The organism is Novipirellula galeiformis (genome assembly GCF_007860095.1).
Taxonomy (GTDB): domain Bacteria; phylum Planctomycetota; class Planctomycetia; order Pirellulales; family Pirellulaceae; genus Novipirellula; species Novipirellula galeiformis.
Map to the genome: position 1 here is coordinate 504,332 of NZ_SJPT01000004.1, position 26,417 is coordinate 530,748.

The 26,417-nt window shown below is 57.6% G+C and carries 18 protein-coding genes; 8 read left to right on the forward strand and 10 right to left on the reverse strand.

Annotation, left to right across the window (positions count from 1 at the left end; all coding sequences use genetic code 11):
* Window positions 1-44: 44 nt before the first annotated feature.
* The 3 genes from Pla52o_RS12765 to Pla52o_RS12775 form a co-directional block, all read right to left on the reverse strand.
* The gene (locus Pla52o_RS12765) at window positions 45-1,553 is read right to left on the reverse strand and encodes an outer membrane protein assembly factor BamB family protein (protein ID WP_231612293.1); all 1,509 of its coding nucleotides are present in this window, start codon (window positions 1,551-1,553) and stop codon (window positions 45-47) included.
* 78 nt (window positions 1,554-1,631) lie between these two features.
* Window positions 1,632-2,354, reverse strand: a complete 723-nt coding sequence (gene ric / locus Pla52o_RS12770) for an iron-sulfur cluster repair di-iron protein (protein WP_146594991.1) — start codon at window positions 2,352-2,354, stop codon at window positions 1,632-1,634.
* A 302-nt stretch (window positions 2,355-2,656) separates the two neighbouring features.
* A complete protein-coding gene (locus Pla52o_RS12775) occupies window positions 2,657-3,487 on the reverse strand; it encodes a YwiC-like family protein (protein ID WP_231612294.1) in 831 nt (276 codons plus the stop codon).
* A gap of 153 nt (window positions 3,488-3,640) precedes the next feature.
* Between Pla52o_RS12775 and Pla52o_RS12780 the strand changes: the two genes are divergently transcribed.
* The 3 genes from Pla52o_RS12780 (at window position 3,641) to Pla52o_RS12790 (ending at window position 8,490) form a co-directional block, all read left to right on the forward strand.
* Complete coding sequence (locus Pla52o_RS12780; RefSeq protein WP_146594992.1) at window positions 3,641-4,936, forward strand: DUF1552 domain-containing protein; 1,296 nt, start codon at window positions 3,641-3,643, stop codon at window positions 4,934-4,936.
* 11 nt (window positions 4,937-4,947) lie between these two features.
* A complete protein-coding gene (locus Pla52o_RS12785; protein ID WP_146594993.1) occupies window positions 4,948-7,503 on the forward strand; it encodes a DUF1592 domain-containing protein in 2,556 nt (851 codons plus the stop codon).
* Window positions 7,504-8,124: 621 nt separating this feature from the next.
* Window positions 8,125-8,490, forward strand: coding sequence for a DMT family protein (locus tag Pla52o_RS12790; protein WP_231612295.1), 366 nt, complete (start codon window positions 8,125-8,127; stop codon window positions 8,488-8,490).
* Window positions 8,491-8,815: 325 nt separating this feature from the next.
* On the opposite strand, the gene Pla52o_RS12800 is transcribed toward Pla52o_RS12790, so the two are convergent.
* The 4 genes from Pla52o_RS12800 to Pla52o_RS12815 form a co-directional block, all read right to left on the reverse strand.
* Window positions 8,816-11,014 (reverse strand): serine/threonine-protein kinase, encoded by a 2,199-nt coding sequence (locus tag Pla52o_RS12800; RefSeq protein WP_146594995.1) that lies wholly within the window; start codon window positions 11,012-11,014, stop codon window positions 8,816-8,818.
* Window positions 11,011-11,583: an ECF-type sigma factor gene (locus Pla52o_RS12805; protein WP_146594996.1), complete on the reverse strand. Its 573-nt coding sequence runs from the start codon at window positions 11,581-11,583 to the stop codon at window positions 11,011-11,013. The genes Pla52o_RS12800 and Pla52o_RS12805 overlap by 4 nt, the downstream gene beginning before the upstream one ends.
* Before the next feature lie 12 nt (window positions 11,584-11,595).
* Window positions 11,596-16,245: a YHYH protein gene (locus Pla52o_RS12810; RefSeq protein WP_146594997.1), complete on the reverse strand. Its 4,650-nt coding sequence runs from the start codon at window positions 16,243-16,245 to the stop codon at window positions 11,596-11,598.
* Between the two features lie 160 nt (window positions 16,246-16,405).
* A complete protein-coding gene (locus Pla52o_RS12815) occupies window positions 16,406-17,044 on the reverse strand; it encodes a hypothetical protein (RefSeq protein WP_146594998.1) in 639 nt (212 codons plus the stop codon).
* Window positions 17,045-17,302: 258 nt separating this feature from the next.
* Between Pla52o_RS12815 and Pla52o_RS12820 the strand changes: the two genes are divergently transcribed.
* From Pla52o_RS12820 to Pla52o_RS12830, 3 genes are all read left to right on the forward strand, one after another.
* Window positions 17,303-17,914 carry an EF-hand domain-containing protein gene (locus Pla52o_RS12820; protein ID WP_146594999.1) on the forward strand — a complete coding sequence of 204 codons (612 nt, stop codon included), beginning with the start codon at window positions 17,303-17,305 and terminating at the stop codon, window positions 17,912-17,914.
* Window positions 17,915-18,161: 247 nt separating this feature from the next.
* Window positions 18,162-19,376: a YHYH protein gene (locus Pla52o_RS12825; protein ID WP_146595000.1), complete on the forward strand. Its 1,215-nt coding sequence runs from the start codon at window positions 18,162-18,164 to the stop codon at window positions 19,374-19,376.
* A 25-nt stretch (window positions 19,377-19,401) separates the two neighbouring features.
* Window positions 19,402-20,652: an outer membrane protein assembly factor BamB family protein gene (locus Pla52o_RS12830; RefSeq protein WP_146595001.1), complete on the forward strand. Its 1,251-nt coding sequence runs from the start codon at window positions 19,402-19,404 to the stop codon at window positions 20,650-20,652.
* Window positions 20,653-21,072: 420 nt separating this feature from the next.
* Here Pla52o_RS12830 and Pla52o_RS12835 read toward each other — a convergent pair whose 3' ends face one another.
* The 3 genes from Pla52o_RS12835 to Pla52o_RS12845 all read right to left on the reverse strand — a co-directional run bounded on the left by Pla52o_RS12835 (window position 21,073) and on the right by Pla52o_RS12845 (window position 24,918).
* Window positions 21,073-22,749 (reverse strand): matrixin family metalloprotease, encoded by a 1,677-nt coding sequence (locus Pla52o_RS12835; protein ID WP_146595002.1) that lies wholly within the window; start codon window positions 22,747-22,749, stop codon window positions 21,073-21,075.
* Window positions 22,750-22,848: 99 nt separating this feature from the next.
* On the reverse strand, window positions 22,849-23,358 hold the full coding sequence (locus Pla52o_RS12840) for a hypothetical protein (protein WP_146595003.1): 510 nt from the start codon (window positions 23,356-23,358) through the stop codon (window positions 22,849-22,851).
* Between the two features lie 105 nt (window positions 23,359-23,463).
* Window positions 23,464-24,918: a prenyltransferase/squalene oxidase repeat-containing protein gene (locus Pla52o_RS12845; protein WP_315852947.1), complete on the reverse strand. Its 1,455-nt coding sequence runs from the start codon at window positions 24,916-24,918 to the stop codon at window positions 23,464-23,466.
* 424 nt (window positions 24,919-25,342) lie between these two features.
* Between Pla52o_RS12845 and Pla52o_RS12850 the strand changes: the two genes are divergently transcribed.
* Together Pla52o_RS12850 and Pla52o_RS12855 are read left to right on the forward strand one after the other, a co-directional pair.
* Window positions 25,343-26,092 (forward strand): NAD(P)H-binding protein, encoded by a 750-nt coding sequence (locus Pla52o_RS12850; RefSeq protein ID WP_146595004.1) that lies wholly within the window; start codon window positions 25,343-25,345, stop codon window positions 26,090-26,092.
* Window positions 26,093-26,102: 10 nt separating this feature from the next.
* Window positions 26,103-26,327, forward strand: a complete 225-nt coding sequence (locus tag Pla52o_RS12855) for a BON domain-containing protein (protein WP_146595005.1) — start codon at window positions 26,103-26,105, stop codon at window positions 26,325-26,327.
* Window positions 26,328-26,417 lie beyond the last annotated feature (90 nt).

Sequence of the window (26,417 nt, forward strand, 5' to 3'; positions counted from 1 at the left end):
CCGCAACGGAACTTGCCAAGAAACCCGCGGCTTCCATGGTTGGTTCAGGGTTTTGAGATCGGTTCTGCAGGACCGACACAATACAGTCGCTGGCCGGTGCGAATCAGCAATCGATTGCCCGCGACCGCTACGCCATAAACGGTCGGATCGTCGTAGGAAAACATTTGGTGCAGTTGGCGTTCGGGCATCCCCGCGAACACCTTCTCTGGCCCCGTTTTCGGTTTGGCTTGGTCGGCAGGGACGAGATTGGCACTGCGTTGTTGCTCCGCCGCCGCTTTGGCCTCCATCATCGCTTCGCGATCCCACAATCGATTGCGGGCGACTTGGTCGTATTGGTCGCCGGGACGCAGCACGACGGTGAAGCCGTTTTTCAACACAAAGTACACCAACGACTCTCCGGCCGAGTTGGTGACCCCAACGGCGGATGCCCAACAGGGATTGCCGATCCGTTTGGCGAATCGTTGCTGGCCAGTTTCTTGGTCGATGCAATACAGCACGCCGACTTTGTTGACATAGTAAACGTAGCCTGCAAACGCCAAGGGCGTCGAGTAATACGAGTTCGCCCGCTCGGCTCGCCAACGAACGCGATAGCCGGGCTTGCCATCGTCAGTGGTCAATTCGATGCAGCAATTCGCGCCGGCGGTCGCGTTCTCATCCGTTGCACCGCCATACATCGTTGTCGAACCGACAAAGATCCGATCTCCCACCACCGAAGCCGACGGGATGTGATTGCCCTGTAAACCGTCGAGTTGCCACAGCGATTCCCCGGTCACTGCGTCGTAGGCGTCGACGGTATCCGCGGAGCTGGTAATCACCAGATCACGATGGCCCCGGTGGGCGATCACGGGCGATGACCAGGAAGGAAGACGATCGCCGCGATCGGCTTTCCAGGCGACTTGGCCGTCGGATTTATTGAGCGCGACGAGGTACGACGGGCCATGATGATCGACCAACACGAACACGTGCGAGGCGGTTTGAGCTAGCGAGCTGGCAACGCCCCGTTCGTTGTCAATCTGGCCACCGCTTTCTTGCTGGATCAGCGGCATCGTCCAGCGAACGTCACCGGCGTGCGTCATCGCGGTCACATCACCACTGGGGAAAAACGAGTACACGCCCGACTCATCCACCACACACGTCGGTGCCGCACGGCTGTTGCGAAAGTAGTTCTCGACTTTCATGCTGGCGTCGATCGGCTTTGTCCACCGTCGTTTCCCCGTTGGCAAATCGAACGCGTGAACGTGTTGCTGCTCTTGGAACGGCCCGTCACTCGAGGTGACATAGACCGCGTCATGCCAACACACCGGCGCGGATTGACCGTAGCCGGGCAGGTCCACCGACCACGCGATCCCCTGGTCGACCGACCACCGCGTCGGCACATCGGATTGCGTGATACCGCTGCCATCACCACGAAAACCGGGCCATTGGCTTTGGCTGTAACCGGGGCTCATGGCCCACAACCCCAGCCCGATACCCAGCCCGATACCGATGAAGCATCCGAGGCTGCGGCATCCCATGGAAACGATGCTGCCGATTTGCCAAGTTTGCTGATTCATCGAGTTTATCCTGGACTGTGATCGGTTTGAGATGGGTGGACGATCCTCGTTGACACAAACGCTGCGCCAACGAGCATTTTAAACGCTGCTCTGGGCTCGTTCGAGCTGGAGGGTTTTCGGAAACAACACGTTGTTCTCTTTGTGGATGTGTTGGTGCATGTCGCGTTCAAGCTGTGCGAGCGAATCGAGCAACGCGCGGTAGGTGTTACAAGCCCACTCGGGCGGCGTGTAACCGTCGGTCGACGCGTTCAGGATCGCCAGCGCGTCACCGGCGAGATCGTGTTCATGTTCCATTTGACGGATCGGATTGCCGACGCTTGCGCAGCGAGATTCCTGTGGTTCGGTCGCCGCTTCGAGCTGGCGCACGAGCGGGAACAGGACTTTTTCCTCTTTCATCATGTGCGGTTCGAGTTCCGCTTTGAGCGCGACGAAGGCGTCACGCATTTGGAACAATCGTTTGTCTTTGTCACCGTGAACGCGCGCGACCTTTTCGGTCATGATATCCAATCGCGGCAACTCGTCTTTCAAGTAGGCATGGTGGGTCGATTCGATATGATCGGCCAGCTCCGTCAAGCTCATCGTATCGGGATCCACGATCGCTTCGCGGGAGCGATTGGCGTCGCACTTTTCCAGTTGCTCGATGACCGCGGCTGCATCCAACTTCTTTTTCGCACAAGCGTCCGCCAGCGGGATTTTGCCGCCGCAGCAATAGTCGATCTTCATCGACTCGAAGACACGAGCACGACTGGGAACTTCGCGAACGAGTTCGCCGACGGTAGTTTGCGCGTCAAGGGTTTGCATCGTTTCAATCCTGTGAAGGTAAAGTGGCTCAAGCCACGGAGCGTGGTTACTTGGCTGGGGGTACTGCACGACGGGGTACTACTCGAGTGGTTAATGCACGAGTGGGATCACGGCAGCGAAAGTTGCTCCGCTAAGCACCTCGGCAGAAGTCTTTCGGCATAACTCCTCGAAGCGGCGAAGCTGCAACACGTAGACTAGGCTACGTTAATCCCGGCTACGTTTTGCCCAATGAGTGGTGCGGAGGTGCTTAAACGATTCATGGTGTTGATCTCTTTGTTGGAGTGAGATTTGCGACTTTTGAGTTAGGGGGTCATTCCGCAGGCGACGATTGCGGCCGTGGCGATCGTGACCCCAATCAACGTCCAACCGATCCGCTTGAGGTATTTCGCGGGCGGTGGCGATGCCATCAACAACCCACTGGCGGCAACCATCGGCAGGGCCGCTAGCGGCAGCCAGATCCCTGACATGGCCGCCCCAGCGATCGCCATCGTCGCCAACCCCAGCCCCCACCAATGCAGCGTCCGCGGTTGCCGCTTCTGGGCCGCAATCACTCCACGCACCGCCAACGTGGTCGAGATAAAGCCAATCAACCAAACCAGCCAAACCTCCGCCGCATGCGGCACCGACATGCCACCGGCGATCAAAATGGGCACACAGGGAACCGAGAGCCCGGCGACGCCCATCAGTTGGCCGCCCAATGTTCGATGCAAACTCGCCGCGGCCAAGGTCAAACAAAGGATTGCGAACCCCAAGCATCCGGCAAGCGCCAGACGCACCGTGGGTGATCCGAACCCCATCGCCATCGTTCCGGCAATGACGCTTAGCGACAACCAACCCAACGCCCGTGTTCGCGCCTCGGGTGCATCACGGCGGACGCGTTGTCCGCGATGCCCCAACGCAACGAGTAAAGGTTCATGGGCAAAAAAACCGGCGAGCGAAGCGACGACGACCGCAGCCCCCACGACACCGACCCCCTGGGTGACCACCGCCGTCAACATCGGAATCATCACGATTGCATAAGCACCGTGCTCCTTGGGCTTCAGACTCACCATCGCGGACGGATGGCGAGCATTGACTTCCATTGCGACGGCATTCATCGGGTCACCCCCTTTCGCGATGCGATCATCGCTCATTCATTTTCGTTCGTAGCAAACGGCACTGTTCGCTTACGATTCTAGCCATATCTACACCCTAAGGTACAGGTTTCATGGTAAGAAATTACCGTGGCAGAATGTCGCGTGATGATTGCTTTTGTATTGAGATTCGAACTCGGCTAGAATATCTCCATGTCAAAACAGATAAAAAAGAAGCTCGATCGCAGACGTTTCGCCATTCAATCGGTTGCCGGCTCCCTGGCGCTGCCATGGCTTTCATCGCTGCGGGCTGAGACGACGGGTGGTCGTGCGGCGATTCAAACGTCCCCGGGCGCGGGTGTCGGTGCAGGCCGGTTCGTTGCGGTAGGCAACTTGCTGGGCTTTCAGCAAAAGCACTTTTTCCCAGAAACCACCGGCAGCGAATTTGAAGAGACGACGCTGCTGAAGCCGTTGGCGGCCAACCGCGACCAGATGACGATCTATCGTGGCCTGGATCACGGATTGCGGGGCGGGCACTTTGCCGTGCACACCTTTCTGTCGGGCGTCTTGCACCACGAATCGAAGCATCGTCCCGACGGCAACGTCACGATCGACCAGTTCCTGGCTGATGAGATTGGCGGTCAAACGCGGTTCGCGTCGCTGACGGTCGGTTCCGAAGGCGGCATCCATGGCGGTTGCCAAATGTCGTGGACCAAGTCGGGCGTCCGCGTCCCGCCGATCACGGGCCCCGCGGAGTTATTCGACCGGCTGTTTGTCACCGAATCGAAAACGCGGCGGGCTGAGAAGGTCAAAGCCACCGCGTTGGAAGCTTCGATCCTCGATTCCGTGATGGAACAGGCGGGCTCACTTTCCAAACGAGTCAATCGCGAAGACAAAGCCAAACTGGACGAATATTTCAGCTCGATTCGCGACGTCGAAAAACGGCTGCAAGTCCGCCGGCGTTGGGCCGATCAAGCCAAGCCCGAACCGCCGTTCGAAAAACCGGCCAACACCAACACGGTCGACGACCTGCCGATGTTGTACGAGTTGATCGCGTTGGCCCTGCAAACCGACTCGACCCGAATCGCCACTTTGGAAATCGGTGGCAGCTTCTTGCCTCAGAACCTGGGGATCGACAAGTCCTATCACAGCCTTTCGCATCACGGCAATGATGACAAGGCGATCGCGAATCTGATCACGTTGGAGACGTACCAGTTGGAGCAATTTGGAAAGTTCCTCACGCGGCTGGCGGGCATCCAGGATGGCCAGCAAAGCTTGCTCGACTCGACCGCGGTGTTGTTTGGTAGCGGCATGGGCAACGGCAGCTCGCACACCAACACGGACTTGCCAATCGTGCTGGCTGGCGGCGGCTACGGCGGCGGTGGGTTCAAGCAGGTGGCCGCCAAGGGCGTGGGCAAAATCCCGCTATGTAACCTGTTCGTCGATATCGCCCAACGGATGGGAGTCGAGCAGGACTCGTTCGGCACCAGCACAGGAACCTTCTCATAAACGCGATCGTCATGCATTTCGGTGAATCGGTTCGCTGGAGAGTCTGTTGCGCCGTCTGGGGTTGCCTCTGGGGTTTTGCCGCCTGGGGTATCGCCGTCTGGGGTTTTGCCGCCTGCCTGCTCGCGCCCTGCTCGCTCTCCGCCGCCGAAGCCGATGCCCAACGCGAAGCGGTGATTACCGACTTCCTCGGCCAATATTGTTTGCAGTGCCATGACGCTGCAACGGCTGATGGCGAGCGTGAATTCGAATCGTTCGGATTGCCGATTACCTCGACGTCGCAATTGATCACCGCCGATGAAATCATCGACCAAGTGACGCTGCGACACATGCCGCCGGAGGATTCGGAGCAACCGAGCGACGAGCAGCGATTGGAGTTACTGAGCGCGTTGCGGGACGGCATCACCCAGGCTCGTGCCAAACTCAAAAGCTCCGGTGGCCGCACCGTCATGCGTCGGCTCTCTAACCGTGAATACGAAAACACGCTGGCCACGCTGTTCGGCCGCCGCGTCGACACACTGGGATTGACCGCGGATTTCCCCAAGGAAAACACCAGCCAGCATATGGACACGATCGGGGCGTCGTTGGTGACCTCGGGATTCTTGTTGGACCAATACCTGAGCGCGGCCTCGCGATTGGTAGAGACGCGTCTGGGCAAACCGGAAACGGAGCCACAATCGTGGCACTTTACCAAGAATTTCAAACAGTACGAAGAATTGGCGGGCGCCCACCGCAGCGTGTTCAAATTCGAGTACCTGTGTTTGTACGAGCAACCCAACACCGATACGCGGCAAGGCGGCTACGGCCACATCGAGGATTTTTTGCAGGGCGTTCCGGTGTCGGGACTTTACGACATCGAAGTTCACGTTCAAGCGATGCACCGCGACACGCATTACGACCCGAAACTTTTCCGCATCGACTTTTCCGAACCGTTCCAGATAGCCATCGTTCCTGGCGACGCCACGAAAGGGCACATCCATTACCCGCAAGCGATCGAACCGATCCTGGCGACCGCCGTCGTGCCCGACGCACAGCCCGAATGGTTGAGTTTTCGCGTGTGGTTGGAAGCGGGCCAAACACCTCGCTTCATCTTCCCCAATGGGCCCTACGAATCACGAGCGTCGGTGATCGCCGTGAACAAGCGATACAAGGACGAGTTCAAGAATCCCAAGACCGGTGTCAGCCGTACCACGCTGCTGCGCGAGGGTGCGCTGCCGCATCTGAAGATCGGCGAAGTCAAAATCCACGGTCCGATTCAGGAACCGGGTGGTAGCGTCGAGGAACAGTCGGTTTTCGGAGCGGAGGGGTTTCAGGAAGATCGCGCGCTCGAGCAACTGTTTGCCTTTGCCCAACGAGCGTACCGCCGTCCGCTGGACGCATCGGATCGCACTCGGATCGAGGGCCTCTACCAAAAGCGTTTGTCCGAAGATGCCACCCCGCGCCAGGCGGCGTTGGATACGTTGCAGATGATTCTGTGCTCGCCATCGTTTCTGTATCTCAGTGAAATCACGGCCGAGGACGAGACAACGCTGGGTCCGTTCGACCTTGCCTCGCGACTTTCGTATGCGCTGTGGGCGGCGCCACCGGACGCGGAGCTGTTCGTGGCTGCTGAAACGGGCCACTTGACCGAGACGGACGCATTAAAAACTCAGATTGCCCGGATGCTCGACGATGAACGGTCGGACGAGTTCATCAACGGGTTCCTCGACAGCTGGCTGAACCTGCGAGAGATTGGCAATCTGCCTCCGCCCCGCAAGGCAGCGTCGGAGTACTACGCCGAGAATTTGCCTGAATCGATGAAGCAGGAAGCACGCACCTTCTTTCGAAATCTGTTGGACAAAAACGGACCGGTTACCGATTTGATCGATGCCGACTACACCTTCGTCGACAAAAAACTAGCGAAACTCTACCGCTTGCCCGAGCGCGACACGCTTCGTTTGGCCGATGGTTTCCAGCGTGTCAGTCTGGCCGAGAACCACCAACGTGGTGGCGTGTTGGGGATGGCTGCGGTCCAAACCGTCAGCGCTAACGGCGTCGACACTTCTCCGGTAACACGCGGCGTATGGATTTTGGAAAACATCCTCGGCATCACCCCTCCGCCACCGCCGGATGAGGTACCCGCGATCGACGCGGACGTCAGCGGAGCGACGACGATCCGTGAACGGTTGACGAAACACAGCGAGGACAAAGCGTGTTATGTGTGCCATCGCAACATCGATCCGCTCGGTTACGCGTTGGAAACGTTTGACCCCATCGGTCGCTGGCGGGCCAATTATCCCAAGCCCAAAGGCAAGTCCGCTGCGGCGAAGGTCGATCCATCTGGAAAACTGCCTTCGGGTGAAACGTACGAAGACTTTTCCAGTTTCAAAAAAGTGTTATTGGAAAGCCGCCGTGATGTTTTCGCTCGGAATTTGATCGAGAAGCTGCTCACGTACGCGACGGGGCGACACATGGAACAAACCGATCGATTCGAGATCGATGAAATTCGAAGCCGCGTCCAAAGCGATCACGAGGGACTGCGCACGATGGTGACCGAGGTTCTCACCAGCGAGATCTTTCGATCCCGCTAAGCAGGGAGGCAGGAATGATTGGGTGAAATCCCATTAGCCGCTTGCGCGTTAGCCGCGAACCGCTAAAACTTTGGTATGGACAGAGCATTTCGTGAAGGCATTTTTGTTCCGCGATCTTTGTCCGGAAGGCTTTGTCTTCATCCCGAAGGGATTCTTGGAGAATAGCCGAGGATAAGCGTAGCGACATCCCCGGAATCCGAATCGTAGTACACCGACACCCTGCGGGGTCGGTTGGGGCATCCGCGCTGGCCTTTCGGTGGTGTTCGCTGCGCTCAAGCCACCGGCTACTGTCGGTCATCCCGTCGGGATGAAAATTGCGCAAACCCAAAAAACACAACCCCAACTTTTCCACGGTCCAGCGTTAGTCCCGCTTGAACCGCTTGAACCGTGGCTAACGCCACAACGGCTAATCTACTGATAGACTCCTGCCTACCTGCTTAGAATCCAAGGCAGGGCCGTAAATCGAATTGAAGATTGAAGGGGAAAGGCGGAAGGGCGGAAGGGTGGAAATGTCGATCGTGGAAGGCTGTTGCATTGGATGACGCTCACGTAATCTAGCGGCTTGTCCACGTTACCGCTTCCCGGTGATTGGCAATCAGGATGCTCCCCCCAATTTTACTGATGGAGAACGCTTCAATGGGGCCAGTGTTTTGGAAGACGGCGGGCTTATTGGTGCTGTCCAACGTGTTCATGACCTTCGCTTGGTACGCCCACTTGAAGAATCTAGACGGCCGCCCTTGGATGATCGCGGTGCTCGTCAGTTGGGCAATCGCGTTCTTCGAGTATCTGATTCAGGTGCCGGCCAACCGGATCGGTTACACGCAAATGAACCTTGGGCAGTTGAAGATTTTGCAGGAAGTCATCACGCTATGTGTCTTCGTGCCGTTCGCGGTCTTCTACATGCAGCAACCGCTGAAGCTCGATTACGTGTGGGCGGCGATGTGCATCATGGGCGCCGTGTACTTTGTTTTTCGGTCAGCAACTTGAATATCGACCGAAAACGAAGCGATCGCCTGCGGCGAATGCCATCGGCTCACGTGTCACGCATTGTTTTCTTCGCATCCACGCACTCGGATTGGGAGTCCCCGCAATCATGTCCGCCCCTCCCCCTAACATCCCTCCCTCCAACGCCTCTCCCTCCAATACCTCAGAACCGAAACCGACGCCCCAGCCGGGGTGTCCTGTTTGCGGAGGGGTGATGATCGACATCCGAGGCAAGTTGCAATGCACGCGATGTCACCGGATTTGCGAAACGTGCTGTGAAGGCGGACGCGGATAAGGCTTGAAGCCCACCTCGATGTGTTAAATGGATCTAGGGGACGCGGTCATCCGAGTTGGGGATCCGCATCTTCGCTTCGCTGTAAAACACTTCCACCTCCACCAGATCGAACCAGGGGAGATGCTGAACCTCGGACTCTTGAAAGGTCTCGTTCATTTGCTCAACGGATTCTTGTGCTCGCTGTAGAAATTGAGACGCTTTGTCGTGGCGATTTGTTGCGTTGAAACAGAGTGCCAGCGGTGCATAGGTCAAGCCCACCGAAGGCCAGCGTGGATCTTGAGCGGATTCCTCTAGATAGGTGATCGCTTCTTCAAAGTCCCCCGCGCGGAGGCAGATCAAACCGAAGATGTAGTTGGAAACGGCGGGCGGAAGTGGGTGGACATCCTGGTCGCGTCCCAATCGGTTCGGCGGTGGACGATGACCACGCTGGCCAAACCGTTGTTGTTGGAGCCATTGCCCGGCGAGCGTCTTCAGTTTGGTCAGCGACTCGGGCGAGAGCTGCGACGGGCCAGCGACACAATTGCGCACAAACTCCCAATCGCGAATCGGTTGCCCACTGTTTATCCGCTGCTCTAATTGCTGGCTCAGCTGGCGAAACGCCTCGTCGTGATTGGTCATTCGCAGCAGCGCGCCGACGCCCCACCACTGCGGTGTATCGACGGGCGCCCCGAGTGAGATGGCTCGGGAAAAATCGTCCGCTGCCTCTTGCCATTGCTGAGTGCGTGTATGGAATTGCCCCCGCGCGACCCAGGGCAGGTAGTAGCTTGGTTGTTGAGCGACGGCGCTGTCGTAGTCCGCACTGGCCATCTCTAAGTTGCCCGCGATGGCGTGGGTTTGGGCGCTGGCGATCAATGAGTTGGCCAGCGTCACGTGGTTGGCAAATTGTTCGATCTCTCGGAGGGCTAGCTCCTTCTGGTCGCGTTCATTCATGGCCGCCTTCATCTGCCACAAACTCACGCCGGTGCCCCCGATCAAGGCCAAGGCGACGATCGAAACGGTCGCTAACGCAACGCGGTTTCGGCTCGCGAATTTCGAGAGTTGATAGACGAGTGTCGGCGGACGTGCTTCGATGGGTTGTTGAAGCAGGTGACGGTTGACGTCATCGGCCATGGCGGCCGCCGATTCGTAGCGTCGATTACGATTTTTCTCGATGGCCTTCATGACAATCCAATCCAGATCGCCCTGGATGGAGGTGGACAATCGAATGGGCGACGTTTGACGCGTCGCGGCGATGGTTGTCGGGTCGCCGCCGAGGGTTGACAAACGCGAGCTCGGTTTAGGCGGTTCCTCTTCGCGAATGATGCGACGCAGTTCGTCGTAGCCAGCCGAATCAAGCCGCTCGCGATCGAAGGGGGTCGCTCCGACAAGCAATTCGTAGAGCAGCACCCCGAGCGAATAAATGTCGCTGCGTGTGTCGACATCCAATCCGCTCATCTCCGCCTGTTCGGGACTCATGTAGAGCGGCGTGCCGATCATGGAGAAGAACCGCGTGTAGATCGTCTTGTCGGTCAAGCTTTGGCCGATCGCTTTGGCGACCCCAAAGTCAATCACCTTGGCGACGGGGCGATCATCGTGCAATGTGACCATCACATTAGAAGGCTTAATGTCGCGGTGAATGACCCCTTTTTGGTGAGCGTGATGCACGGCCGAGCAAACATCGACAAACACTTTCAAACGGTCTCGCAGGTCGAGTCCGTGACGATCACAAAACTCGGTGATCGGGACGCCGCGCACTAACTCCATCACAAAGTAGGGGCGGGCATCGTCGGTGACGCCCGCATCGAAGACGCGAGCAATATTCGGGTGGTCCATCATCGCAACGGCTTGTCGTTCCGCCTCGAAGCGAGCGATCACTTCCTTGGATCCCATGCCCGGTTTGACGATCTTCAACGCCACCTTGCGGCGCATGGGATGCGTTTGCATCGCGACAAACACCAAGCCGAAACCGCCCTCCCCGATCTGCTCCATCAACTGGTAGGGGCCAATGGTCATCCCCACATGTTGAACGTTCGCCGTCGACAGCGTGGAAATCGACGTCGTGAGATCAGCGTTGGACGCGATGGGATAGTCGAGCATGTTTCTGGGCTCGTCGTGCGCCGCCAACAACGCTTCGACGGACGCTCGCAGTTGCGGATCATCGCGGCAAGCCGAGTTCAAATAGGCTTCTCGATCGACCAGGCTTTCTTCTTCAATCGCCTGCAGGAAGATGGCCCGCTCCGATCCTTTGTTCATCGCTCGTTTGCCTGACCCATTTCCCGTTGCAGCCATGCTCTCGCGTAGGCCCAATTTCGTTTCGTCGTGCGAGGAGAAACGCCGAGCACTTCCGCCGTTTCGTCGATAGTCAATCCGGTGAAGTATCGGAGTTCGACCAATTTGGCGAGATCCGAATCTTCGGCAGCAAGTTTCGTAAGCGCTTCGTCGAGCGAAAGCAACTCGTCGAAGTTATCCGGGCACACGGCCGCGCAGTCCTCTCGCAAGTCGTGACGCACAAAGTCGCCACCGCGTTTGTCACGACCGCGTCGGCGAGCATTGTCAATCAAGATTCGTCGCATCGCTTCTGCGGCGGCGGCAAAAAAGTGTCCCCGCCCTTCCCATTGCTTTAAGTCCTCACCGCCAACGAGCCGCAAAAATGCTTCATGGACCAGTGCGGTGGGCTGGAGCGTCAATCCCGCCCGCTCTTGATTCATCTTGCTTGAGGCGAGTCGGCGCAGTTCTTCATAGACCAGCGGCAGCAGTTCACTGGCGGCTTGCCGGTCTCCGTTCTCGATTGCGGAAAGTATCTTGGTGACATCGCGATTCATGCCCGCATTGTATCACGACCATGCCAGAGTTGAATCCGTAGCCCAAGTCAATCCAAGTTCACGTGCAATGGCATCGATCGCCTCAACGTCGTTGTTATCGTCGTTGTCGTCGTTGTCGTCGTTGTCGTCGTTGTCGTCGTTGTCGTCGTTGTCGTCGGACTCACTCAAATCATCAAGCATCACTGCGTCGACGCGTTGTGCGTCGTAAATCGATTCGGGCTCGAACTTGGGCGGCGGTGGCGAGTGAAGCGGACTCGCCGGCGGTGATTCGTCACTCGTGTTGACTTCGCCATCGGCCACCGATGCCATGGGAACAAGCAACGGCGTGGCCACCATCTCGCCAGCGGCCGAAAACGCTTGCCCAATCGGGCCGCGACGATTGAGTTCGTTGATGACCAACAGTGCATCAAAAGCGGTGACGCGATTGTCTCGGTTGACATCCAACAAATAAGGGGTGGAAATGCTTTCATCCAGGGCACCGCTTTCATCCTGGGAAACATTTTCATCCTGGAACGCACTTTGCCGATTGAGTTGATTGATGACCACCAACGCGTCGAGAGCGCTCGTATGGCTGTCGCCATTGGTATCCGTTCGCTGCAAGATGTTCGTCGTCGCCGTCATCGCAAACGCGTCGGAACCGGCACTGGATTGCACCGTGTATGTTCGGTCCTCGGTCTGCGGTTGGAACACGATCGCGTACGTCCCAGCGGCGGTGAGCGTTGCCGTTGCCACCCCACCGCTAAACTGGCTGATCTGAACCCCATCCCCATCGTAGATCCAAATCGTGGCGGTCACCGACGTGGTGTCGACGGGGGTTACGGTGATGATGGCGTCGGAAACCGCCTGGAAAATAGTGGCGGTCGGGATGCTGTCCCCCGGGATCACGTGTGGACCGACCACGTAGTCCGGTGTGTAGATTTGTGATGGCAAGAGAGCAGCTTCGCTGTCCTCGTTGGTGACGGTAATGGTCGCGGTATCGATGCTGGTTGCCCCGTCATCGTCGGTGACTTGCAATCCAACGGTGAACGTTCCTGAGGCGGTGGTGCTATACGTTGCGGTGACGCCGGTCGCATCGTCGTACTGGCCATCGTGGTCCAAGTCCCATGCGTACGACACGATTGTGCCATCGGTGTCCGACGAACCCGAACCGCTTAGCGTGAGGGTGCCGTTGGTTAAACCCGAGTACGGTCCGCCCGCGTCCGCCGTTGGTGCCTCGTTGGTGGATACAACATCGACATCGATACTGGCAAACGGGATGCTGGTGTTGACCAACGCGGCGTAGCCGGAATCAACACTTTGCGGATCGAAGACGACAAAGAAACTCCGGTCGCCGTCGACAACACCGTCCGCCACGCCCGTCACGGTAACCGATTGAATGACATTCCAGTTCTCGGGTGTGAAGGTTAGCGAGCTCGGACGGACCGTTCCTTCGTTGACGTTGCTACTAAGCACGGCCAGCACCACATCGGACGTCGGTTGCGTGTCGAGCGTGACATTCAATGTGACGGAGGTTCCGTCTTCGCTAATGATCGCGGACCCGCCGCTGGAAACGGTGACCGTGATGCCGGCGTCGATCGTGTTGTTCGCAACGCCCAAGCCCACAAACGTCTCGCCGCGGCCCGAATTGGCACCTGGGACCCCAATGGCAACGTCACCGCCGCCATCGCCATTGATGTCGACTCCGCCCAGCGAAGTTCCGAAGCCATCGCCATCCGTTGTGCCCAGCAGTGACACGCCATCGTCACCCATCACATCATGCAAGTGCGTGTCGGCGGGCATGACGCCGGTGCTTCCGTAGACAATGTCAACGCTTCCCGAAACGTTCGAGTCGCTGTTGTAAGCATCGGGGTCACCGACGACGGAGTCCGCGATACCGTCACCGTTCACATCGATCAATCCGACCGAGATTTCAGCCGTACCGATTTCGACTTCCACGAGTGCGGGAGCGTCACCGCCACCACCCACAGGCGGCCCACCAACGGGAGGCGGTCCACCGCCGGGAGGTCCATCGCCACCGGGAGGCCCATCGCCGGCCGCCGTCAAATTGGCTTCCTCGACGACGCCGTAATACTCCAATCCGATGACGTAGGGGAACACGCCCGATCCGATCGAGATCGTTTCGGTGTCGTCGATCGTGACGACGTAGTGGTAAATGCCTTCGGGATATTCAGGCGTGACGCTGAACCGACCATTGTATTCATCCAGATCACCGAGACCCTCGACGTATTCGTAGTCTTCGACGTAGGCCCCCAGTGGCGCTTCGGCGATGGTGGGTCCGTCCGCGACGTCCGTTCCGTCGGCAAGATGCGTTCGCTCGGTGATGTCACGCGTCTGCCAACTCGAATCCAGTTTGACGATGTCACCGGTTCCATCGTCGTTCGCAAATCCCCAGGGTCCGTAAATCGGGTACCCGTCGTAGGACCAACCCAAGATCGGTGAGTGGTCGCTGCCATCGTCACCCAAGTCGGTCATCAAACCGATGTTGACCGTGTGGGTGTGGTATTCGCCGGTCGGAGGCGGATGGCCACCGTTAGCATCGAGTCCATCGCCTTCGAAGTAGACCGCGTTTTGGTTCCAGACGCCTACATTTTCATACGACATGGCGTCGGACCAGTTGTAGACCGCAACGCCATCAATCCAAACGCCCGTTGATCCGAGGCGGGTGGCAACCTTGTCACCGGTTTCTTCCGTTGGCGAACGAGGAATCACATGCGTTCGATCTTGATCTGTGACCGTGCCTGGGTTTCCGGGGAACGGCCCGATGACTTGATAAGAAATCCCGGACGAAGTGACGTAGACCGAGGTCGCATCGGGTACGACAGAAACGAAATTGACCAACGCATCCTCAACCAAATGGGTGTTTTGGTTAGGCACGTCATACGCGGTTCGTCCCGTCGTGTTGACGATAAACGAACTCAGCAGCGGATCCGACTCGTAGTCTCCAGCGAGTCGAAAACCGTTACTGCCATCGAGCGAGTCAAGCGAAACGTTTGCGGCGAAGCCATCTGATTTCCCGAAAACGACATAGGCCGCACCGACGGAAACGCCATCCACTTCGGCTCGTGGCGAACCGATGATGACATCGTCAAAACCATCGCCATTGGCGTCGCCGCCTCCGGCAACGGCAAAGCCCGCTCGGTCATCACCATCCACGCCGTCCAAGCGAAATCCGTTGCTGCCGCTCAGCGTTGTAACGTCCAGTGTTGCGGCCGAGTTGGCCGAACCCAACACGACGTAGGCCGCCCCCGCATCCGCTTCGCCGTTCACCGTCGCCCCTGGTGCACCGAGGATCAAATCGTCGAAACGATCTCCATTCATGTCTCCGGCTGAGGCGACTGTGAAGCCGAGTTCATCACCCGCGGCGGCCCCGGCCAAACGAAAGCCGTTGCTCCCCGTCAGCCCCAAAAGTTCGCTTGACGCGGTAAACGAAGCGGCTCCAAAGACCACGTAGACCGAGCCAGCATCCGTGTGGCCGTCGGCATCCGCACCGGCAGCACCGACCGCGAAATCGTCAAATCCGTCGCTGTTAAAATCGCCGATTCCCGCCACCGATCCGCCCGCGGCATCCCCTGCGGCAGCACCGTTAAGTCGGAAACCGTTGGTCCCATCGAGTGCCGACAACGTGATCGAAGCGGCAAGATTGCTGCCACCAAAGACAACATAGGCGGCACCGGTATCTTCAACCCCATTTTGATCCGCACCATTTTGATCAGCATTGGGAGCACCAATGATGACGTCATCAAAACCATCCTGGTTGATGTCGCCCGCCGAACTGACCGAGGACCCCGCCAACTCACCGGAGCTACCCCCAATCGCCAATCCCGCTGATGCGTTGAGTGCAGACAGGTCAATGGTTCCGGTCAACCCTGTCGCCGAACCATAAACAATGTAGGCGGCGCCAGCGGAACCATCGGCGGCGGGAGCACCAATCAATAGGTCTTCGACCCCGTCGCCGTTGAAATCGCCTGCCGAGCTGACCGATCTGCCGGACTGATCGCCGGCGTCCCCGCCGGTGATGACAAAATCGCTCGTGCCTTGGATCAATTCGGCTTGGGTCCATTCGGCTTGGGTCCATTCGGCTTCGATTAGTTCGGCTTGGCTTTCGCCCAAACTCTCTGCGACCACGATCGTTGTCGATGCTTCGATCGGCGATCCCTCGAGTAAGTAGGCCGAGTGATCGTGAGCGTTCAGTCCGACGGTAATTGTGTGCAGCCCGGATTCAACGTCTTGCAGTTTGTAGGCAAGATCATAAAAGCGAGTGACCTTCACGCCATCCAGATAGAGGTGCAGGTGGCCTTCGCCGTCGATAGGATCCGTCGCATCGGTTTGGACGATCTTGAAGTCCGCGATCGTCACCGAAACATCGACGCCGCCCAGGTAGTCGTTGGTTGCGGTAATCGAAATCGTGGGAGCCGTCACCCCCTCGGGCACTTCAATCCCAGCGGCATGGGTGTGCTCGGTTGTGGTTCCATCGGATTCGGTATGTGAATGCGTTGTCTCGGCCATTTCGGCGGCCATCGAGGCATCGTCCATGTCGGTCATGGCATCATGACCGTCCATGGCGTCCCCGTGCAACATCATCCGCGGCTCAATGACTTCCAACCGTAGCCGACGACGGTTGGACTGTTTTGGACGACGCTTTTTTTCAAACCAACTTCGCATGAATTCAACCTAGATCATTGATGAGCAGACAAGGGGCTGCAGATCAATGCGTCATCAAGGCTTCAAGCGGGCCAAGAATTCTTCGTCGCCTAGGCGGGCGCGAACCTCGAGCCAGGCGCGAACCTCGAGCCAGGCGCGAACCTCGAGGCTGCGTGCACCTCTAGGCCACTCGATTGAAGAACGATCCGCTTGCCCCCAGTTCGTCCTGCATCGCTTGCTCGAACAATGCGACGTCCACGTCGTTCGCTTCTAGGACTTCGGTCAACGCCGTGCGGATCGCGTCGCTCGAGACTTCCGATGTGTCATTCGCATTGAGTTCCGAAATCGTTTCGATCAATTGGGTTAACAACTCATCCAGGTCGGCTTCATCGACGTTAGCACTGAGCAATGCGGATTCAATCGATCCGATTTCATCGTCGCTTGCGGAGCCGGAACGAGGCGGTGGGCCGCTGGGGCGACCGCCACCCTGGGGCCCCCCGGCACCCCGGGGACCACCGGCAGCGCGACTCGCCTGGATCGCATCGCCCACTTTGGCGGGGTCGATCCCGTTGGCTTCCAAGACGCCTTGGATCGCCGATTGAACGGCCGAATGATGATCGTTGTTCGCCGAGGCGCCTGACTTCACCGAATCGACGGCTTGTTTGACCTGAGACAACACATCGGCCGCAGTGGAATCGTCGACGCCCACCGTCTGTAGCGCCGAAGCGAGCACGTCTTGCTGATTCGGACGTTGGTGGCTGCGGGAGGCTTGTCCCACCGAGAACGAGGACGAGAACGAGGACGCGGATTGAATGTTCATGAATCTCTCGAGAATAAGTGGCAGGGCGCGTTTGCGACGACAAAGTGAGCACGCAATCGTTGACGCCTACGTGCATCTTCGTGCGAACGATGGCCACGACTTGCGGTAAAAAGGCCATATTCACGGACGTTTCCATGGCTCAAAGGGTCGCACGCCAACCCGCTGATTTTGTTTGTTTTTCGTGTCACCCTGCTGAATCATTTGACGCATTGATGTTCGAACGAGTCTTTTCAATCTTTTCAAATAGTGGGTACCACCATGATGCGTCCAATCGCACTTTCACTGTTCGCGATCACCATCGCACTTCCTAGCATCGTGATGGCGCAGCCGCCCGGCGGTGGGCGTGGCCCGGGCGGTGGTTCGCCGTTGGAAAGGATGAGTCAAATCTTCGATATGGCGGATGCCAATGGCGATGGTCAACTCAGCAAGGCCGAATTGACGGCCGCAATGAACACCCCACTCGGCGGAAACCAACGTGGCGGTGGGCCGCAAGGCCGTGGAGGTCCTCCTCCAGGACTCGACAATGGGCAAGGCCCGATGCAACGTGGCCCCGGCGAACACGGTCGCCCGGGTGGCCCCGGCGGACAGGACGGACAGGGCGGACACGGTGGCCCCGGCGGACCTCCCCCGCGGCCTGGGCAAGTGCTACCGGATTTCGTGGCTCAGTCGCTGAACCTGACCGAGCGTCAACAGCGACAACTCGCCGCCCTTCAAGCCGACGTGGACAAACGGCTGGCGGGTCTGTTGACCGATGAGCAACAGCAACAACTGCAAAATCCTCCGCCACGCCCAGGGCATGGTGAAGGCGGTCCCGGTCACGAACGCCCCGGTCAAAATCGCGACAACGGTCGCCCGCAACGACCTCAGTAACGGTTGTCGGCTCCCCGGCGTGCCGTTAAACGAGACGAGACCTGCTTCGACCTGCTGTTCGATTTCTCAGACGAGAAGTCTAGGCAGGGAGGCAGGAATGATTGGGTGAAACCCCATTAGCCGCTTGGGCGTTAGCCCCGGTTGAACCGCCTGAACCGCCTGAACTGCCTGAACCGCTTGAACCGGGGCTAACGCCAACACGGCTAATTTACCGAAAGACTTCTACCTACCTGCTTAGGCTACGTTTATGAACAAGACATTCATGATTTTCGCCGTTTCGGTCTTCGCATTAGGGACGTGGGTTGTGGTAGTGGTGGCACAGCAGCCGCCGCGGCCTCGGATGCATCGTATCGTCAACAAGGGACAACTGGATCCGCGGCCGGCAACGTCGACCCCTGCGATCAAGAACGAAGTCACGATCACGATCGAAGGCGACCAGCGGGTGATCACCTCCAACGGCATTCCGGAGCATCCAACCGGCCAGTTCCCCAATCGCGGCAACCCCAATCGAATCACGCCGCAAACTCACGTTTATCGCATTCCCGCCAATCCCAAAGTCGCTGACCAAACGACGCCGATGCGTGGTGAATTTGGGGTCGCAATCAATGGCGTCCCCTTTGATCCTGGTGCGGGAGAATTTTATGCTGGCGAACCCGGTTGGCAATACGAGCCTTTGTCGGGCGCGATCGACTTGGGCATCGACGTTTCGCACGCCCATGTCCAACCGACCGGCAAGTATCACTATCACGGTTTGCCGACGGGGCTGATCGACTCCGTGCAAGTTGGTTCGGGAAAACATTCGCCACGAATTGCTTGGGCTGCCGATGGCTTTCCCATCTATGCGGTCTATGGTTACAGCGATCCGAACGACGCAAACTCAAGCGTGCAAAAACTAAGGTCGAGTTATCAACTCAAGCAAGGCCAACGTCCCGGTGGAAACGCGCCCGGTGGGACGTACGATGGGACCTTTGTTCAGGATTACGAATACGTCCAAGGCAGCGGCGATCTGGATGAGTGCAACGGGCGTTTTACCGTGACTCCGGAATACCCCGAAGGCACGTACGCCTACTTTATGACAGAAGAATGGCCCGTCGTTCCCCGCATTTTCCGGGGCACCCCGTCTGTGGACTTCATGCATGGTCCGCCCAGGGGTGGTCCGGGACAAGATGGCGCTGGACAACGTGGGCCTAGACAACGCGGCGCTGGACAACGTGGCGCTGAACAACGTGGCGCTGGACATGATGATCGTCGCCCGCTTGGTCGCGGTGGGCCACCACGCGTTGGTCAACTTCTCCCCGACTTCATTCGTCATTCGCTGAACTTATCGGCGGAACAAGATCGAGAGCTCGACGCGATCCAGAGCATGGTCGACGACGAACTTAAAACCATCCTTACCCCCGAGCAACAGGATCAACTCAGGTCACCTCGCAACTTCCGTGCTCGCGGTGGTCGACCTCACTAGCCTACGCTCCAACCCAAAGTCTCTCATGCGACACCTTCTGCTCTTTTCGTTTGCGTTGCTCTTCATCACGTCCATTGCGGACGCTGCCGATTGGCCTGAATTCCTCGGTCCCCGCGGTCAAGCACACGCCTCGGAAACCGTGCCCACGACGTGGAACGATTTGGAAAACTTACTGTGGAAAGTCGATTTACCAGGAACGGGTTCTTCCAGCCCGATCGTGGTCGGTGACCAGGTCATTTTGACGTGTTATGTCAGTGATCCGAAACCGAAACGCCAAGTCATCAGTTTCCACAAGAGCACTGGCGAAGAAGTCTGGTCCGTGGACTTTCCGATTGATTATCGCGAAGATGGCTACCAGGGCTACATCACCGAACACGGTTACGCCAGCAACACGCCGGTCTCCGATGGTGCCAACGTGTACGTGTTCTTGGGCAAAGGGGGCGTGCATTCGCTCAGCCTTGATGGCGAATTGAATTGGAGTGTCGATGTTGGCAAAAGCTCCAGCAATCGCGTGTGGGGGTCCGCCGCCAGTCTCGTGCTGTTTGAAAACAGTGTCATCGTCAACGCCGCCGAAGAAGCCAAAGCGATCCTGTCCCTCGACAAAGCCACCGGCAAAGAAATCTGGCGACAAGACGCTGACATGCTGGAACTGACTTATGGAACGCCGCGCATCGTCACGCTTAAAGATGGAACTCATGAACTCGTGATCAGCGTCCCCTCTGAAATTTGGTCGATGAATCCGTCCACGGGAAAGTTGAATTGGTACGCCAGTTCTCCAATGACCAGCAACGTTTGTCCGTCGGTGATTGTCGATGGCGAAACCGTTTACAGTTTTGGCGGCTACCGTGCATCGGGCAGCATCGCGATCAAAGCGGGTGGCAAAGACGACGTCACCGAGTCGCATGTCCTATGGACCAACCGATCGAGTTCCTACGTAGCCACTCCGCTGCTTCACGAAGGACGCTTTTACTGGATCGATGATCGTGGCATCGCCTATTGCACATCGGCCAAGGACGGCGAAGTGATTTACAAAGAGCGGGTCCGCGATCTGGAAAGCGGACGTCCCGTTTACGCTTCACCAATTTTGATCGGGGACAATATCTACGTCGTCACACGTCGCAGCGGCACGTTGGTCTTCGCCCCCAGCGACGAATTCCATCCGCTTGCACAAAACAAATTCGCAAGCGACGAAACCGACTTCAACACCTCACCCGCCGTCAGCGACGGTAAGGTCTATTTACGAAGCAACCAATCACTCTACTGCATCGGAAACTAGGGGGTCCGCTCCTCGCGGGTGTTCAAACCCAGCCCAAGCGATCGTGAAGTTTCTGGGTCATCGTCGCCTTCGCCGGATGACGTTTCATTCGTAGAGCTAAGCAGCTAGGCAGGAATGATTGGGAGAAATCCCATTAGCCGTTTGGGCGTTAGCCTGGGCTGTGGAAAAGTTGGGGTTGCGTTTTTTTTGGTTTGCGCAATTTTCATCCCGCCGGGATGACCGACAGTCGCCAGTGGTTTAAACGCAGCGAACACCACCGGATGGCCCGCGGTTCGGTTTCCGGAGATGTCGCTACGCTTATCCCCGGCTATTCTCTAAGAATCCCTGCGGGATGAAGACAACGCCTTTAGGACAAAGCCTTTAGAACAAAGATCGCGGAACAAAAATGCCTTCACGAAATGCTCTGTCCATACGGAAGCTTTAGCCCCAGCGGCTGGCGCGCCGGCCGATCGCCCCGAATACGGCATCGGCAACGTGATGAGGGCGGTGCGGTCGCGACGGAAGTTCCCAGTCCACTGGCTCGGAAACGTAACCGTCGAACTCATCCCGCGAAACGCCTCGATCACGATCGACGTCGGCGGCGGATACCTTCGCCCAATACCGCGTGCTGACTTCGCTTTCGGATATCAAGCCGTCGCCGTCAGCATCGTTTGAATTGAAGACTTCATCGCGAGCGGCCGCGATCGCGGTTTCCAATTCGGCGAGGGTTACGAGTCCGTCCGCATCCGTATCGATGCCTTTATCAATCAGTTGGGTCCAGAGGCGTTCGGAAACTTCGTCTTCGGAAAGAGAACCTTCCTCGTCGGTGTCCAACCGCGTGATGAATGATTCAGGGTCGTTACCAAACAAGATGAAGTTGCCGGTGCGATGGTGACCGTGTTGGTGACCGTGATGATGATGCGCCGCGTCGGATTCAACCCCATCGTCATCGGTGTCGTCGATCCGTCCGCCGTCGTCGATCGGGTTTCCGAGGTCGTCCCCACCCTCTGATTGAACCGAGTCATCACTGTCTTCCGAGTCATTACTGTTTTCCAAGTCATTACTGTCTTCGAGCGTTTCGGTGACCTCGATTTCCGTGGAGTCGACCGTGGTGGAGTCGACGGTTGCCGATACTGAGGAATCGCCACGGTGGAGTGAGTTGATAACCGTCAACGCATCCAGAGCCGAAACCCCACCATCACCATTGACATCGCAAAGCCCCTCCATTTCAACGTCGCTTGAGTCGGCCGAGGAGGCCCGATTGAGCTGATTGATAATCATTAGCGCATCGATGGCCGAGGTCGCGTTATCACCGTTGACATCGGTTGGATTGAGGTAATTGAAATCCCCAAGGTCTGCTTCGAGACGTCCACCAAAACGGTGCCATCGCCCACCGTGTCGCCAACGGTTGCGTGGAAATGGATCATCGTCGGAATCTCCTGGGTCATCGTCGCCATCGCCGGATGGCGTTTCATTCGTGGGGCTATCGCTGGGGACGTCGTCCACAGGATCGTTCAACGTGGGAACATCATCGGGCTGGATTACCACGTTCGACTCTGCGGCGGCGTATAGTTGTTGGACGGCGTCGGCATCGACGCCACTAAGACTGGTGAAAAACTGGTTCGGCGAAACGGACGGAGCCAAGACGGTGTCGCCCCCTTCCTGATGATCGAGCCCCAACGAATGCCCGATCTCGTGAACGGCGACCCAAACGAGATCAAAGGCACGATCCCCCAATGAGTTCCCAACTTCCCACGATTCAGAAAGGTCGAATTGGATGTCGCCTGCGATTCGCGTAGGATTCACGTCGTCGGGGAAGTACGCTTGAGCAAGCGTGCGGCTGGCTCCATCGATGTTGACGAACGAGATGTCGATGGAGTCACTCAGTCCGACCTGGTTCGTCGGCGTAAACTCGATGTCGGCGGCGCTCGACCACGCCGCCAGCGCCGTTTCGATCGCCGCGTTCGTCTGAGCTTGGGACAATGAGTTCGGGGAACCGTTGATCGTGTACGTCAACTCAACGCTGCCCAATCCGGGGCCGTCCCACCCCAGGCTGGCGGCCAGCACGCGGCGAGTTTCAAGAGGTTGCAGTGATAATCGACGGGTCTTTCGTTGCATGAATTTCATTAATAGCCTCGGTCACAAACACAATTCGCGGTGCGGAATCACCGCGTGACAAAAAGAAATCGAAAAGAGGTCGTGCGCCACGAGCGCGAACTATCGCAACGGGTTGGGTTGGTTGACCGAAACCCGCGAGGAGGGCACCGTTGCTTGAGTCAACATGACGCCACGGTCGTCACCCGTTCGCTCCGCATCGCGTTTTGCTTTCAACGCCGCGATGCGTTCAGCCCGCTTGGCACGCTTGGCTTCGACGCGGGCCAACCGTGTGGCTTGCAGTGTTTGCTGTTGTTCATGGTGGGACTGAGCCAATTGCTGCGTTTGCTGTTGCCGCACTGCGTAGAGCTGTTGTTGCAGCATCATCATCTGTTGCCGCATTGCCAACATTTGCTGTTGCTGAAGCGCCAATTGACGCTGCTCGGCGTAGGAGTTCGCGGTGTTTGCATACGCGACCAACGGGTTAAAGGAACCCGTTGCCAAGTTTGCTTGGCTGGGCCCCCCACCCCCACGTCCTCCACCGGAACATTGGGCTTGGGCATTGTCGGCGATGACCAGCATGGAAGCTGCGATCGCGGCAAGCATCGAAAGGGTTTTGAATTGAGCGAACATCACAAGTTTCTCCGTACGAGTAGAAAGGGAGAGCAAGCGGAACTCGACTACCTCCCATTGTTTAAGGACGGAAGCTGCCAAACGTTGTCACTTCCGCTCCACGAATCAATTCAAGGCGATGCCGTTCTTTTCCTGCGGAACCTCATAGAGCGGCATGTGGCGGTAGTAAACTTCCAGACAAAAAATTGAAAAGCAGGTCGTATAGAGCCGGCCGGCGTGACGTCCCCACGCATCGTTTTGGGGCGACCAACTCCCCTTTTCACGACCTCGATTGACTTGCGATGCTGGCAATTGCACTTTGAGTTGGTCGTTCCACTTCGTCCAAAGGGGGCCACCAAAATGGTGCAGCGATTGGGTGGCGTAGTACCAGTAATAGACATCGGGATCTTGCAGGTCGATCGGATGATTGGATGCCAGTGATGCCAAACTTCGCGACATTCCGAGCAGATTCCGATCCGCTCCCATGTATTGGCGACACAGCAACCCCTCGGCCGTCATCGACGGCGTTGCGACGTCGCCGATCATGTACGAGTACCCGACGCCGTAGTAATCTTCGCCACCATCCGTGCTGACGGAATCGAAATAGCGTTGGATTTTCGGCCAGATGTAGCGATCCACTTCCAATCCAGCCGCCTCGCCGCTTTTGAGCCCCATCACAAACCAGCCCGTTACCGAGGTATCGCTGTCCATTTTCGGTTGATAGCGCCATCCGCCCTGAGGCGACTGAGCACGCACGGCAAAGTTGCAGGAAGCTTGAGCGTACGGACGTAGCCACGAATCACCTGTCATGGCATACAACTCGCAAAGTGCGATCATCGCTTGAGCTTGAGCGTACATCTTTTCGTGCGGCGCCGAATTGACGGCAAAAAAACCTTGCCGATCTTGTTGCTTGACTAACCAGCGCACCGCTCGCAGCACTTCTTTTCTGTACTCTCCCTCTCGATGCGTGTTCCCGGCGCCCATGAACGCCAGCATCGCCATGGCGGTCGCACTGACCTGATTTTCACCTCGAGCGCCGTCGGTGTAGGGACCTCGCAGACTCCAACTGCCGTCCCGCAATTGCTGGCGATTGAGCCATCGCAATCCGAGCGATACGGCGTTCTCGGTGGTCTCCGTTCCGCCCGACGCTTTCAACAGCTTCTGTTTGAGGGCACCACGACGACCGCCAAACATGCTCGCGGGACTCGAGGGCAACTTGGTCATCGGAATATCGCCCGCCAATTCCACCAACGGCAATGCGGACACCCCGGATGTCACATCGATCGGTGTGTTCATCGCAATGGGATCAATTTCCACCCTCGATTCCAAGAAATCCGTTTCCAGCAGGTCGTCTAGGATGACCGGCTCGATGGAAAACTCGACCAATTGAGTCGTGAACTCATCGCGACCTTGGCTGATCGTCAACATGAGCCGACCGATCTCGCCGGACGAAGTCGTGATCAGTGCCAACACAAGCAACAAAACAAGGTGAATGACCGTGCTGAGTAACCATGCCGGCGTCTCTCGAAGTCTGCGTTTGACGTTCCATTCGTGGAATGTTTGGAACAGTTTCGCCTTCAATGAATCGCCCCTCAACGAGTCGCTCGTTGGCTGCGTCGCGAGCGGAGGCTTTGTCGCCAAGACCAGCTCGCCGCGCCATCGCGATTGGGGCGTGCCCCGCATTGCTGGTTTTGGCACAGTCGGCTGCGACACCTGCCGTCGCTTCCCCGAGCTAACCGGCGGAGGTGGCGGAACGAGGATGGATGGAGAGGACATCGACATCGGAGTGGCCTTGGGGGAGTGCAGGCAAGGCCAGGATCCAACGCACATCGTCTTCACCCAACATTGCTATTTCTCAAGGACGACTTCGAGATTGAAACGTCACTCGGCCTGGCTGCAAAAAACCGCCCGTGACGTTTGCCCCGAATCCTCGTCCTTTGCAGAGTAGCGAAAGTCGCAAACCGTTTCGGTGCCTTGCTCGTCTATCAAATTTGGAGTGCAAACCATGGTCGCATTCACCCATTCCTACCCAAGTGATTCATCGCATTTCCTTCGGCAGCCCCACCCCACCGAGCGAGGAGGGTTCGACATGCTTGATTGTGAAGTCATCTCGATCTTGGGCGCGGATTGTCCCATCGGAAGGCAAATCATCGAAATTTCCTTGCGGTGCGGCTACGAGGTCCAGGCACTGACGCAAACCGCACTGGAACCATCACCCGACAAAGATTTGCGGGTTCTGCAAAGTGAATCGTTCGACGAACGCCACATTCAAACGGTGGTTCGGGGAAGCACCTGCGTCATCAACCTATGCAACATGAGCGGTTGCCGAGCCGCACAAGGCGGAATGTCGAGCGTCTCGATTAGCCAGGTCGCCCTTCACGCGATGCAGCAGTCGCGAACACCACGCTATCTGCTTGTCACCCATCCTGGCGTGCGTTTTCCCAGCGATCACAAGCTGGCGGTGGATGGGTTCACGTCTCGCTACGTCTGGCCAATCGCCCATCGGCAGCGTGCCCGTGAATTACAAGAAGAAGCCAACTTGGTGATGAAGACCGATTTGAATTGGACGATCGTTCGTTGTCCCAAAATCAAAACCGTCGCGACCATGGGCTCCATCCGTGTGAATCGAAACAAGCCGATGGGTCGATTTGTGGCGACCGATCGGCTGGCTCGCTATCTGGTGCATCTGAAGGACAGCGACACCTACAACCGTCAAGCGATCTTTGTTGCCAGCGTTTCAGTCAGAAAAAACTAGCGGACCCTCAATGAATCAACACAAACCAACAAAGCAAGCCGATTCGCTGAAGACGCGAGTCGAAACGTCGCTTCATCGTCACGGATTGGACGTCATTGCGGCGACCGACCTCGGTGATCGCACGATCGAATTAAGTGGGCTAATCGATTCGGTGAATGATTTTGCGTTTGCCGTTGCCATCGCACGAACCGTGCCTGGCGTCGCCCGCGTCGTCTATCGTCGCGAGCGAAACTAGTCCAAGCGAAGCGAGCCCATGCTCGGCAACCTGATTGTGAGAAAGCAAAACTCGCGTGTGACACTTCAAACGATGCCCCGTACTTAAGAA

What these genes read in the sequence shown, in the direction of transcription:
- Pla52o_RS12850 (WP_146595004.1), top strand. Translation starts at nt 25,343, where the DNA reads ATGGTCGCATTCACCCATTCCTACCCAAGTGATTCATCGCATTTCCTT.
- Pla52o_RS12815 (WP_146594998.1), bottom strand. Translation starts at nt 17,044, where the DNA reads ATGAACATTCAATCCGCGTCCTCGTTCTCGTCCTCGTTCTCGGTGGGA.
- Pla52o_RS12820 (WP_146594999.1), top strand. Translation starts at nt 17,303, where the DNA reads ATGATGCGTCCAATCGCACTTTCACTGTTCGCGATCACCATCGCACTT.
- Pla52o_RS12855 (WP_146595005.1), top strand. Translation starts at nt 26,103, where the DNA reads ATGAATCAACACAAACCAACAAAGCAAGCCGATTCGCTGAAGACGCGA.
- Pla52o_RS12800 (WP_146594995.1), bottom strand. Translation starts at nt 11,014, where the DNA reads ATGAACAAAGGATCGGAGCGGGCCATCTTCCTGCAGGCGATTGAAGAA.
- Pla52o_RS12765 (WP_231612293.1), bottom strand. Translation starts at nt 1,553, where the DNA reads ATGAATCAGCAAACTTGGCAAATCGGCAGCATCGTTTCCATGGGATGC.
- ric (WP_146594991.1), bottom strand. Translation starts at nt 2,354, where the DNA reads ATGCAAACCCTTGACGCGCAAACTACCGTCGGCGAACTCGTTCGCGAA.
- Pla52o_RS12840 (WP_146595003.1), bottom strand. Translation starts at nt 23,358, where the DNA reads ATGTTCGCTCAATTCAAAACCCTTTCGATGCTTGCCGCGATCGCAGCT.
- Pla52o_RS12805 (WP_146594996.1), bottom strand. Translation starts at nt 11,583, where the DNA reads ATGAATCGCGATGTCACCAAGATACTTTCCGCAATCGAGAACGGAGAC.
- Pla52o_RS12830 (WP_146595001.1), top strand. Translation starts at nt 19,402, where the DNA reads ATGCGACACCTTCTGCTCTTTTCGTTTGCGTTGCTCTTCATCACGTCC.
- Pla52o_RS12780 (WP_146594992.1), top strand. Translation starts at nt 3,641, where the DNA reads ATGTCAAAACAGATAAAAAAGAAGCTCGATCGCAGACGTTTCGCCATT.
- Pla52o_RS12790 (WP_231612295.1), top strand. Translation starts at nt 8,125, where the DNA reads ATGGAGAACGCTTCAATGGGGCCAGTGTTTTGGAAGACGGCGGGCTTA.
- Pla52o_RS12775 (WP_231612294.1), bottom strand. Translation starts at nt 3,487, where the DNA reads ATGAGCGATGATCGCATCGCGAAAGGGGGTGACCCGATGAATGCCGTC.
- Pla52o_RS12825 (WP_146595000.1), top strand. Translation starts at nt 18,162, where the DNA reads ATGAACAAGACATTCATGATTTTCGCCGTTTCGGTCTTCGCATTAGGG.
- Pla52o_RS12810 (WP_146594997.1), bottom strand. Translation starts at nt 16,245, where the DNA reads ATGCGAAGTTGGTTTGAAAAAAAGCGTCGTCCAAAACAGTCCAACCGT.
- Pla52o_RS12785 (WP_146594993.1), top strand. Translation starts at nt 4,948, where the DNA reads ATGCATTTCGGTGAATCGGTTCGCTGGAGAGTCTGTTGCGCCGTCTGG.
- Pla52o_RS12835 (WP_146595002.1), bottom strand. Translation starts at nt 22,749, where the DNA reads ATGCAACGAAAGACCCGTCGATTATCACTGCAACCTCTTGAAACTCGC.